Genomic DNA, 12,581 nt, shown 5'->3' on the forward strand with positions numbered 1-12,581 from the left:
TCAAAAAATAAATAAGAATATTCCAAACTAACCCTATATTTGTTTAGTAGAACAGAATAGAACAAACCAATTATAAGTTTTCATTTTGAATTGAATATCAGCAGTATATGCCGATCGGGATTGCTTTGGAATAAGTGGAAGTATTGCTAAAATTCCACGTTATGGCAACAAATACCAGACAGATCAGTCAGCGCACAAGCCGATACTGATAACATGCTTCTTTAGGAACGATCAACCAGTTTATACCTATCATTAAAAAGAACCTTTATAACCACTTTATGCTACACGTTATGCATGTAAGAATTGTTTCCAGGATGTTATGGCTGCTCCTGTTCTTTGCAGCTATCCTGACCAGTGCCTCCAATGGTTTTGCCCAGGGCAACGGCAGGATCTCCGGTACTGTCACTGATATGAAAGGGGAACCTCTCCCCGGTGTGTCGGTGAAGCTCACCGGTACTAAAACCGGAACTGTAACCGACAGTCGCGGTACATTTGTATTAAACACCACTACCCGGGAAGGTATGCTGGAATTCAGTTTCCTGGGATTTGAAACACAATCGGTTCCCTTCTCGGGAGCAGCTCCGCTCAACATCAAACTGCAAAGCGCTACTGCTAACGTAGATGAAGTAGTGGTGGTGGGCGCACGTATGAAGAAATCCGATCTCACGGGTGCGGTCACCAACGTGGATTCAAAAGCACTGCTGCAACGGCCGGTAACTAACATGAATCAGGCCCTGCAAGGCAATGCTGCCGGTGTTTTCGTCAGCAACCCAACCCGCCCGAGCGACGATGCCAGCATCAGAATTCGTGGTATCAATACCATCAACGCAGGCTCTTCCCCCATCTATGTAGTAGACGGCGTGGTGATGGAAAACAACCAGGGCGGATTCAACGCGGTGAACGTAAACGACGTTGCTTCTGTGCAGGTGCTCAAAGATGCTTCTGCCACTGCTTTGTACGGTTCCCGCGGCGCCAACGGCGTGGTGGTGATCACCACCAAAAAAGGGCAGCGCAGAGGCGGCGATGGCCTAGTTACCTACGACAGCTGGGCCGGTTTTTCAAGCATCACGCAAATGCCGAAAACCATGAATGCCGAACAGCTGTTCGCCATGCGTATAGATGCTTACGCTAACGGCTATATGAAAGATCATCCGAACGCTGATCGTCAGACTTACATCGACACCGGACTAATGAAAACAAATGTGGCTTTCTCTAACCAGGAATTTGATACGTACAATAAAAAGAAAAGCTTCAACTGGCTGGATCAGGTAACCCGCACAGGTTTCCAGCAAAACCACGCGTTGAGCTTCTCCGGCGGATCCGACAGAGGAACATTTTACCTGAGCGCAGGTTATGCAGGTATCAAAGGTGTGGTGGAAAAAACAAGACAGGATAAATACACCGGCCGCTTCAATGCCGACTACAACGTGAAGAAATGGCTCAAAGTAGGTACCAACACCGGTTTTACCCGTACGAATGATAACATGCCTTCCGACGATGTGTATGGCAAAGCACTTAACGCCAATCCACTACTGGATTATGCGCCGTATAAAGATCCTGCAACCCGCTATACGTACGACTATCTCACGATCTATTACCGGTCGCACGGGGAACAGAACAACAACGACTTCAACCCGTTCAACTCACTGCTGATCCAACGCAACCGTACCCGTAACCGCGTCACGTCTTCCAACTACCTCGACATTACTCCTATAAAAGGACTGGATTTCCGTTCGAGCTATTCACTGGATTACGGCGCACAGGAATGGTTTGAGTTTACTCCTCATAACATACAGGAAGCGATCCGCCATTACAACGGCGATGCACGCGCTAAACACGAAAGATGGAGCGATACTTACTGGCAGTGGGATAACACCATTACTTACAATACCACTATTGCCAGCGATCATAAACTCACTGCACTCGTTGGTTCCAGCTCCAGCAAACGCAGATCGAATTACACATTGGCCCAGGGCGATCGTTTCGCCAGCGACGATCTGTCTTACTATGATCTGGGCGGCGCTGCTGCTGTGGAGAAATCAGTGTTGGGATCTGATTTCTACGCGTATTCACTACTTTCTTTTCTGGGCCGTGTGAACTACAGTTACAAAGACAAATACTTCCTCACTGCCACGGCGCGTTACGATGGGTCGTCCCGCTTCGCACAGGGCCATCGTTGGGGAGTGTTCCCTTCTGTATCTGCCGCCTGGAATATTACCAATGAAGATTTTATGAAGAATACTGATCTGTTCAGTCAGTTGAAACTTCGTGTAGGCTATGGCGTTGTGGGTAATCAGGATATTAGCAACTACGCCTATCAGACACTCTACGGCTCTAAGGTTAATAACGGTAATGCACTTATCGCAAATGATGGTCGTCGCGGAAACCCGGATATCACCTGGGAAAAGCAGAAGCAAAGCAACATCGGGCTGGATATGGGTTTCTTCAGGTCAAGACTTAATGTTACTGCCGACTTCTTTTATATCAATAATGATAACCTCCTGCTGAACCGCTCCCTGGCTACTACGAGCGGATATACACAGGAATGGGAAAACATCGGCCGCGTGAACAACAAGGGAATGGAATTCTCCGTAACCGGCGAGATCATACAGAAGAAAGATTTCAACTGGTCTGTTTCCGGGAACATTTCATTCGATAAGAACACGGTGAAAAAGCTGTATGGCAACGCCACCGCGTTATACAATGTCAATGAGAATGTGATCCAGCGTGAAGGGAATATTTTCCTTGGCCAATCGTTACACACCATTTATACACTTCGCTCCGGTGGAATTGCACAGGAGTCGAACCGCGCTGAATGGGAGCACCTGACATACAACGGGAAAACCGTAAACCTGGGCGATCTGTTCGCAAAAGATATCTCCGGCCCCAATGGCAAACCCGATGGCGTTGTAGATCAGAACGACAAGGTTATTGTAGCTAAGGAAGATCCCAAATTCTATGGCGGATTCTCTACTAATTTCTCTTACAAAGCTTTTTCGCTGAGCGCGATGTTTACCTATTCCTATGGTGCGAAAAAAATCAGCAGCTACTACGAAGGTCTGATCAACAGCATTGGCGAAAGTATGGCATCCACTGATCTGCTCAACCGCTGGACACCGCAGCATACCAACACCAACATTCCGCGTGTGATTGCTAATACCAGCTACAACCGCTATAATCCTTCTGACCTGGATTATTCCATTCAGGATGCATCTTTCCTCAGGCTGGCCTCACTCACACTTTCCTATACCCTGCCGGAAAAAACATTGAGTGCCTGGAAGTTCAATAACCTGCGTTTGTATGTAACCGGTTCTAACCTGTTCTGCATTACACCGTACAAAGGATTTGACCCTGAAACAGGCGACTATGGTTATCCGCCGGTGAAAATGTTTGTATTTGGAGTGAATGTAGGTTTTTAAACATCAATTGTAAAAATTATGAAACGTACTATATCATGGATGCTGGTAGCCGGATTGGTGACGCTCTCTGCTTCCTGCAAAAAATTCCTGGACGAAACGAGCATGACTAAGCTCGATGAAAATAAAGTATACTCCGATTTGGACCTGGTAGAATCAAGTCTTAAAGGTATTTATGCAAACTGGAAAGCTGTTCGGACCGATGAACAAGGCCTGATCATGATGATGGGGACCGATGAAACACAACAGGGCGCCTTTCAGATGAAGAGCGATCCTGCAAAAGGAGGACTGGACCGCTACGATGCAAACCTGAACGCTACCCTGAATCATATAGCCAATCAGTGGAACATCCGCTGGCCGCTGGTGAATGAAGCCGCTAAAATTGTTCGCGGACTTGAGAAAAAGAATGCCGCAGCTGGTTCCCGTGAAGCTAAGTTGCTGGGCGAAGCTTCCTTTGTACGCGGCTTCGTCGATTTCCAGCTGGCAATGTACTGGGGAGAAATACCTATCCGTGATCTGGACCGCGAAGCTGAACTGGGCTTCCGGCGTCAGCCACTGAAAGATGTCTGGACTTTTATCATAGCAGATCTTCAGCGCGCAGCCGACAACTGCCCGAAAACAAATGAACCTGGCAGAGCTACTTCCGGCGCCGCGTGGGCGATGCTGGGGAAAGCGTATATGTCGGCCCCGGTATCCACCGGCCTGCGCGACTTCTCCAAAGCCGCTGCCTGCTTCGAAAAAATGATGGGCGATTATTCCCTCGTTCCTTACAAAGATCTTTGGGACTATACCAAAATTAATACACCCGAATCCATCCTGGAATTTCAGTTCACCCAGGTTTATCCGAATAACAATAAACTGCAGTTCCAGATAGGCTCACGCGCTGTACAGGCATTCTTCGGAGATGGATGTTACTACTCCGGTTACGATAAAATTGTACCAACTCAATATGCATATTCGGCTGTTGATAGTGGCGGCGTCTGGGAACCGGGCGATCTGCGCAGGACTGAAAGCATTCGCTATGATTTTACTTATTATGGTACAACCCCCACGCTGGATCCCATCAACTGGGAAGACCTCGGAAATGACTATGATGAACTGAAGCCACATGTGAAGAAATATGAAGATTTCCGCACGGACAAGCACACCGACTTTAAGATCAATAACATGTGGAACTCCGGCAAAAACATACCCGTGTTACGCCTCGGAGACATCAAATTATGCTACGCCGAATGTCTGAATGAGCTAAATCGTACAGCCGATGCCGTGAGTGTAGTCAACGAAGTACGTACACGGGCCTGGGGTGGCTCGCTACCCAGTGATAAACGTTGGACGACCATGACGCAGGATGCTTTCCGTACGGCCATCATGGATGAACGTATCCGCGAGCTGTTCGCCGAAGACTGGCGCCGCATCGACCTGATCCGGACAGGTAAGTTTCTGCAGCTGGTGAAGGCACGCAATAAATGGACAAAACAGTCAGGTACCCTACAGGATTTCAATACGATATTCCCGATTCCGGATACCGAAATGAAGCTAAACGGAGATATCAAACCATCCGATCAAAACCCCGGTTATAATTAGTCGAAATAAATAAAGCAGGCCGTTGTATCTTACACGGCCTGCTTCCTGATTTTTTATGAAGAAGATGATATTACAAGGGGCCTCTCATATGTTGATGACAGTGGCCATGTTCTTATTATTCAATACAGTCCGTGCGGTAACACCCGCCGGCTGGAAAATTGTGTACGATAAGTCCACCAGGTCCCTGCACCTGACAAGATCGGCCGGGAAGGCAGACCTTCAGCTGTATGCCTCCTGGAAATGGAACGGACGGCTGATCACCACTAAAGACTACCGCCAGGTTACTCAAACTGTAAAACCGCGGCACGACGCCTTTGGCAATGGAACGATCCTGCAGGTTACCTACCGGGATGAGCAGCTGCCAACCCTGGTGCAGTCGTTCTACCAATACCCCGGAAAAGATTACCTGCTCACCGACTTCTCGCTGGAAGCTTCCTCCGGTAATATCTCCTCCGGTTATATGGCTCCGGTGAATCTCAGCAATATGACGCAGATGCTGAATGCCGGCGATATCCGCGCACTGTTCATCCCTTTCGATAACGATAAATGGATCCGTTTTCAATCCCATCCACTGGATTTCAATTCCCTCACCAGTTACGAAGCTACAGCTGTTTTCGATGCAGGTAGCCGTAAAGGACTGGTAGTCGGATCCGTAGAACACGACTTTTGGAAATCGGCCGTGATCATGAACCGAACTGATAACGGAAAAGCCTATACGCTTACCTGTTACGGCGGCGTGGCCGATTCCACTACCCGCGATCTGCTGCCTCATGGCGCCCGCGAAGGACACGTTATCAAATCCCCGAAAGTAATGCTGGGTGTTTTCGACGATTGGCGCAATGGTATGGACGCATACGGACAGGCTAATGGAACCATCGCTCCCCGCCGGCCCTGGAAGAAAGCAGTGCCCTTTGGCTGGAACAGCTGGGGCGTGTTACAGTTCGGAATCAACTATCAGAAAGCGCTGGAAGTATCAGACTTCTTTAAAGAAAACCTGCAGCCGCAACATTTTGTAAACAGCAATGGGGAAGTAGTGATAGGACTGGATTCCGGCTGGGATAGTTTCACAGAAGAACAACTGAAAAATTTCGTAAAACATTGTAAAGCCAACGGCCAGATGGCCGGCATCTACTGGACGCCTTTCACCGATTGGGGCAAGCATCCCGACGCCGCAATAAAAGAAGCACCGCAATATAAATTCAGGGATGTTTATCTTTATGCCAATGGCAAACCGCAGGATCTGGACGGCGCCTATGCGATAGACCCTACTCACCCCGCGATAGAACAGCGTATGCAGAAAATAGCTGAGCTTTTCCACCGTTGCGGTTTCCAGTATGTGAAAATGGATTTCATGGCGCATGGAGCAATTAATGCCGACAAATGGTATAATCCCCATATAAAGTCAGGGATTGAAGCCTATAACTATGGGATGCAGTTACTGGATAAATACTTCGGGGATATGTATATTAATCTTTCCATAGCCCCCATCTTCCCGGCCCAATATGCGCAATCGCGTCGTATTGCCTGTGATGCCTGGAATAAGATCAGGGATACGGAATATACGCTGAACGCAGTATCATATGGTTGGTGGATTACCAATATATACCGCTTTAATGATGCTGATCATGTGGTGTTACAGCAGGCATCAGAAGGAGAGAACCGCGCAAGAGTAACATCTGCCGTTATTACCGGGTTGTTCATTACTGGTGATGATTTTAGTAAAGGTGGAAGTGAAGAAGGGAAAACCAAAGCACGCAATTATCTGACCAATGCAGAAGTGAATGCAGCGGCGATGGGCCGGAGTTTCCGCCCGGTGGAAGGAAACGGTCGGCGTTCGGAAGATCAGTTTACACTTCAGGATGCGGATGGAAATGTATATTATGCAGTGTTCAATTATACAGATGCAGATCGCACTATACTGCTGCCAATGGAAAGACTGGGCCTGGATCCCCATGGACGTTATAACATCAGGGATCTCTGGTCGCACGCCAACATCAGCGCCACCCAAACCCTCAGCATTCCGGCAAAGGATGTGAGATTTTTGAAGATCAGCAATAAATAAGTGATATAATAAATTCAATCCATGAGGAAAAAATTATCCGTTATCTTGTTTTTCCTGATTGTTGTGACCCATACAGCAGTTAAGTCGGAAACTATTCGCATATCCACTAACGAAACAGAGCTGGTTTTACAAACAGCGGAAAATGGACGCCTGTACCAGTTGTACCTCGGAGCACGGCTGGCTAACCAGGACGAATACACGCTGTTGGCTGGCAGGGTGAAATCTCATGCCGACGGCCAGGGATGGGAAGCATATCCTGTATCCGGAACAGAAACGTTTTTTGAACCGGCATTCGCCATCAGGCATAATGATGGTAACATGACCTCCGTGTTACAGTATGTGTCCCACAAGGTAAACGTCATATCCGGCGATGTTACTGAAACAGTAATTCAGCTGAAAGATGCTTTATACCCTGTGCAGGTGAAACTGTTCTATCGTAGTTATGCAAAGGATAACGTGATTCAGGCATGGACTGAAATTAGTCACAATGAAAAGAAGCCGGTAAACATCGGCCAGTACGCTTCTTCCATGTTGTACTGGAAATGCGCCCGGTATTTTCTGACAGAGTTCAGTGGCGACTGGGCAAAGGAAGTGAATATGAGCACCGCGCCACTTAATTTCGGTAAAAAGATCATCGACTCCAAACTGGGTACCAGGGCGGATTTACACGTATCTCCTTTTTTTACAGTGGGCCTCGGCGCCGCACCGGCGGAAAATGAAGGACAGGTATTGATGGGAACACTGGCATGGACGGGCAACTTCCGCTTTACATTTGAAGTGGACAATGAACAAAACCTGCGTGTGATATCCGGCATCAATCCTTACGCTTCCGACTATACGCTGGATCCTGGAAAAGTATTCACAACGCCTGCTTTTATCTTCACATTAAGTAACCATGGTACTGGTAAAGGTAGCCGTGATTTACAGCGATGGGCCCGCAACTATCAGCTGAAAGACGGCCAGGGTGGCCGCCTGACATTGCTCAATAACTGGGAGTCTACCGGCTTCGATTTTAACGAGCCTAAGCTGGATTCCCTGATGCAACAGGCGAAATACCTGGGTGTGGATATGTTTCTGCTGGACGATGGCTGGTTTGGTAATAAGTATCCCCGCCATAGTGATACGCAGGGACTGGGCGACTGGCAGGTGACCGGCAACAAGCTGCCAAACGGAGTACCATCCCTCGTGAAGGATGCTAACCGTGCTGGAGTAAAATTTGGCATATGGATAGAACCCGAAATGGTGAACCCCAAAAGCGAACTTTTTGAGAAGCATCCTGATTGGGTGATCATGCTGCCCAACCGCGAGCGCTACTATTATCGTAACCAGTTGGTGCTGGATTTAAGCAACCCGGCTGTTCAGGAACATGTGTTCAACGTAGTGGATCACCTGATGACGGAAAACCCGGAGCTGGCGTACATGAAGTGGGATTGCAACAGCCCCGTTACAAATATTTACTCACCTTATCTGAAAGACAGGCAGAATAATTTGTACGTAGATTATGTACGTGGCTTATACAAAGTATTGGATCGTATCCGCGATAAATATCCCCGGCTGCCGATGATGCTTTGCTCCGGTGGTGGCGGTCGCACTGACTATGAAGGACTTCGCTATTTCACCGAATTCTGGTGCAGCGATAATACCGATCCTGTAGAGCGGTTATTCATTCAGTGGGGATATTCCCAGTTCTTCCCGGCCAAAGCAATGGCGGCTCACGTGACCAGCTGGAATCATGAAGCAGGTATAAAATTCCGCGTGGATGTGGCCATGCAATGCAAGTTGGGTTTCGATATTAATCTGAAAGAACTGTCGGCCCGCGATCAGACATTTTGTAAGTCGGCCGTAGCCACCTACAATCGTGTGAAAAATATTAACTTCGAAGGCGACCAGTACAGGCTTGTTTCCCCGTATGAGGGCAACCATACAGCTGTCATGTATGTGAGCAGCTCCCGGCAGCAGGCACTTGTATACGCATATGATATCTACCCGCGCTTTGGCGAAAGTTCCCTGCCTGTATTGTGTCAGGGCCTTGATCCGGCAAAGAAGTATCGCGTCAGGGAAATTAATCTCATGGAAGGATCCCGGCCAGGAGATGCTTTCAACGATAAGGTCTATTCAGGAGACTATCTGATGAAAGTAGGTCTGGATGTATTTACCGCCAGAAAGCTGCACAGCAGGGTGCTGGAGCTGGAGGCGATCAACTGATATGGAGCTTCATAGCTCCGACCTTTGAACAACCACGAATCTGAATGGATGAAAACAGTTTTTGAAAAAATACGGGAGCTGGAAGATATGCCGGCATACTCCAAACACGAACGGTTTGTAGAAGGCATTATTAACGCTATTAATGAGAAAATCATCGGGGTAGGGGACTCCCTGCCTTCTGTTAATGCCATGATCGCCGGTCTGGGATATGCCCGTGAAACCGTGATCAAAGGGTATCGCGAATTACAGGGCCGTGGCCTGATTGAGTCAAAAAACAGGCTTGGATATTTCGTGGCCGACGATAATACACAGCAGTCGCTCAAGGTAGCGCTGTTCATGTATACCATCGATACCTTCCAGGAACAATTCTATCGCAGTTTCCGTAATGAGTTAGGTGCCAATGTTCATCTCGATGTATTTTTTCACCACGGCAATATCGAAGTATTCGAAACGATGTTTTCGCTGGTAAAGAACAGATACGGTATGTATGTGATTTCCCCTATTCATCATCCCCGCACAAAGGAATTACTGAATACCATTCCTCGCCATAAACTGGTAATGTTCGACCGTTACGAGCCACTGGAAGGCGATTTCAATTATGTAGTGCAGGAGTTCGAAAAATCGTCCTATGCCATTTTTGAACAGCTGAGCGACGTAATCCGGAAATTCGATAAAATGATTTTTTATCATAATCCGGATTCCCTGTTCCCGCCGGAAATCGTACGTTCCTTTCAGAAGTTTATCCAGAAGCATCATATAAAAGGTAAAATACTGCGGGAATATGAACCGGGTTCAGTTGAAAAAGGAGTAGTATATTACGTGAATGAGAATGCCGAATTGTGGAATTTACTGAGAGATTGTAACGCAAAGAAGATAAAACCAGGTAAAGATATCGGTATTCTTTCCCACAATGATGAACCGGTAAAGGAAATTGTGGGCAATGGTATCACCACCTATTCCGTTAGTTTCAGCAATATGGGCAGGCGTGTGGCCCGTGCAGTGCTGGACCGGGAGCCTGTACAATTGGTGCTGCCTACGGAGCTGATCAGGCGTAACTCTTTATGATATTATGAATGCAGTATCCCTGCTAAGTTTTTTGTTGATCACTGTTTTAGTGGCGCTGATTTCCTGGTATAAAACCAGGAAAGAGAATCTTCAGACTTCTTCCGGCCTTTTTTTCGCCAACCGCAACCTGGGCTTCCTGGTCGTAGGAGGCGCCTTGTTCTTTACCAATATCAGCGCAGTACAATTCATAGGAGAAAACGAGCTGGTATATACCAACAACATGAGCGTGATGGCATGGGGGCTATCCTCTGTATTTGCCATGCTGGTGGTGTCGGAATTTATTATGCCTGTATACCTCCGCAGTGGTATCTCCACAACACCGGATTTCCTCGAAGAGCGTTACGATACCGGCACCAAACGTTTTGTATCTGTAATTTTCCTTGTCAGTTATATCGTGAACATGTTGCCCTCCGTGCTGTACAGCGGGGCACTGTCGTTCAATGGACTGTTCCGGATATCGGAAACATTTCATATTAGTCATTGGATAACCGTCTGGCTCCTCGTCTGGCTCATCGGGCTGATTGGCTGCCTCTATACGGTGCTGGGCGGTTTAAAGGCTGTTGCTATTTCAGACACTGTGCTGGGGATTGGTATGTTCGCTGGCGGAGTATTGCTGCCCTACGTTGCACTCAGGTATTTAGGCCACGGATCTGTGCGGGCCGGGTTGGATACGCTGCTGGCGTCGCATAGGGAGCATTTGAATTCCATCGGTGCAAAAGGTGATTCAGTGCCGTTTTCCACCATTTTCACAGGGATGCTGCTGGTGAACCTTTATTATTGGGGAACGGAGCAATATATCGTGCAGCAGGCGCTCGCTTCACGTAACCTGGCAGAGAGCCAGAAAGGCATTGCGGTAGCTTGTGTGGGAAAGATTATATCGCCCCTGCTGCTAAACATCCCCGGTCTGATTGCCGTACACTTATACACGCATTTGTCAAACACTGCTGAAGTATTTCCGAAGATCGTCAGCGATATATGTCCACCGGTACTTACCGGCTATATGGCAGCCATTACCTTTGGTGCAGCCTTTACTACTTTTAACGCCGGACTTAACAGCTCCAGCACCCTGTTTGTACTGAATTTATACAAACCACTCATGGAACGCCGCCAGCAGCCGGTCAGTGAGCGAACGATGGTAAGAGCGGGGAAGATGTTTGAAATCATCGTTTGTCTGCTGGCCATGTGCATTGCACCTTTCATTGCTTTTGCACGGCATGGCTTATACACTTATCTGCAAATGGTGAGCGGCTTTTTCAGCGTTCCCATTTTCACGATACTGGTGATGGGACTTTTACATAAACGTATGCCTGCCATCGCCGCAAAGATCGGGCTTACTTTCTTTATCGTTACTTATGCTGTATCGCAACTACTGGTAGATACCGGCTTGCATTTCCTTCATGTGCTGGCCATCCTTTTTATAGTAACAGTATTACTGATGATGATAACAGCAGCATTTTATCCGCGAAAGGAACCATTTGTACAGCAATGGAATAATGTGGTAGATCTGCAACCCTGGAAAAGAAGACACCTGTATACAATACTATTGCTGCTGGCAATGGTGGCCTTATTTGTAGTTTTTTCTCCGCTCGGAATAGCTGGTAAATTATAACAGCAATACAGTTAACGATACTAGCACTATCCCCATTAAGTTATCAACAGCCGTAATTATGTTGATAGTTATAATTTGTCATAGTTTTTCTAATAAAATCACCACCTGTTTTACTCCCATAAGTATTTTATTTGCAGTTAAATAATACCTGAATTAGTAATTGCGTACAATAGTTTTAGAGTTTTTCGAATCCTGGTGCATTATTTAAGGTGCCGGTTTTTTTACAGTTAAATCAGAAAATAATAATTGTTGACAAGTAACAGTCATTATCCGTGTTTACGGACAGATGAATGAGCAGAACATAGTGGGGCTCTTCGCTCAGGGTCTCACTGTGTTCCCTCTGAATACTGGCCGGATATACATTAAACTGGAAAAGACATTTATTACATAATCCGTTAGTTTCCCGACACGATTTTTATTGTATCACTTGTATCTACAGGAAAATACACTGCAACAACCAATTGAATGCAGTAAGCATTCATAATACTGTGGGCTATTAGCCCGCTTCGGTACGAGGTGAACAATTCGACTGTTTCTACAGTCAGATTAAACTTACTGTCACTTCTTCCGTTGAAATTGAACAGTTGGAATTATCTTTTTTTATTACATTTATTCCAGCAGTCAACCGGGGAATATCATG

At 47.0% G+C, this 12,581-nt stretch carries 6 protein-coding genes; all 6 read left to right on the forward strand.

The features are described from left to right. Positions 1 to 278 precede the first annotated feature (278 nt). From UNH61_RS02365 to UNH61_RS02390, 6 genes are read left to right on the forward strand one after another with little or no spacing between them, the layout of a single operon-like run. A complete protein-coding gene (locus tag UNH61_RS02365; RefSeq protein WP_326990506.1) occupies positions 279 to 3,419 on the forward strand; it encodes a TonB-dependent receptor in 3,141 nt (1,046 codons plus the stop codon). Positions 3,420 to 3,437: 18 nt separating this feature from the next. Continuing rightward, the gene (locus UNH61_RS02370; protein ID WP_326990507.1) at positions 3,438 to 5,000 is read left to right on the forward strand and encodes a RagB/SusD family nutrient uptake outer membrane protein; all 1,563 of its coding nucleotides are present in this window, start codon (positions 3,438 to 3,440) and stop codon (positions 4,998 to 5,000) included. A gap of 55 nt (positions 5,001 to 5,055) precedes the next feature. Beyond that, positions 5,056 to 7,062 (forward strand): alpha-galactosidase, encoded by a 2,007-nt coding sequence (locus tag UNH61_RS02375; RefSeq protein ID WP_326990508.1) that lies wholly within the window; start codon positions 5,056 to 5,058, stop codon positions 7,060 to 7,062. Positions 7,063 to 7,083: 21 nt separating this feature from the next. Continuing rightward, the gene (locus UNH61_RS02380; protein WP_326990509.1) at positions 7,084 to 9,267 is read left to right on the forward strand and encodes an alpha-galactosidase; all 2,184 of its coding nucleotides are present in this window, start codon (positions 7,084 to 7,086) and stop codon (positions 9,265 to 9,267) included. A 48-nt stretch (positions 9,268 to 9,315) separates the two neighbouring features. Next, the gene (locus UNH61_RS02385; protein WP_326990510.1) at positions 9,316 to 10,332 is read left to right on the forward strand and encodes a GntR family transcriptional regulator; all 1,017 of its coding nucleotides are present in this window, start codon (positions 9,316 to 9,318) and stop codon (positions 10,330 to 10,332) included. A 4-nt stretch (positions 10,333 to 10,336) separates the two neighbouring features. Beyond that, a complete protein-coding gene (locus UNH61_RS02390) occupies positions 10,337 to 11,941 on the forward strand; it encodes a solute:sodium symporter family transporter (RefSeq protein ID WP_326990511.1) in 1,605 nt (534 codons plus the stop codon). Positions 11,942 to 12,581 lie beyond the last annotated feature (640 nt).

Origin of the sequence: Chitinophaga sp. 180180018-3 (assembly GCF_037893185.1) — a bacterium.
In the GTDB taxonomy this organism is placed as follows: domain Bacteria; phylum Bacteroidota; class Bacteroidia; order Chitinophagales; family Chitinophagaceae; genus Chitinophaga.

Bases quoted from the DNA above. Each gene is read 5' to 3' on its own strand.
- UNH61_RS02365 (WP_326990506.1), top strand. From the start codon at position 279: ATGCTACACGTTATGCATGTAAGAATTGTTTCCAGGATGTTATGGCTG.
- UNH61_RS02380 (WP_326990509.1), top strand. From the start codon at position 7,084: ATGAGGAAAAAATTATCCGTTATCTTGTTTTTCCTGATTGTTGTGACC.
- UNH61_RS02370 (WP_326990507.1), top strand. From the start codon at position 3,438: ATGAAACGTACTATATCATGGATGCTGGTAGCCGGATTGGTGACGCTC.
- UNH61_RS02390 (WP_326990511.1), top strand. From the start codon at position 10,337: ATGAATGCAGTATCCCTGCTAAGTTTTTTGTTGATCACTGTTTTAGTG.
- UNH61_RS02375 (WP_326990508.1), top strand. From the start codon at position 5,056: ATGAAGAAGATGATATTACAAGGGGCCTCTCATATGTTGATGACAGTG.
- UNH61_RS02385 (WP_326990510.1), top strand. From the start codon at position 9,316: ATGAAAACAGTTTTTGAAAAAATACGGGAGCTGGAAGATATGCCGGCA.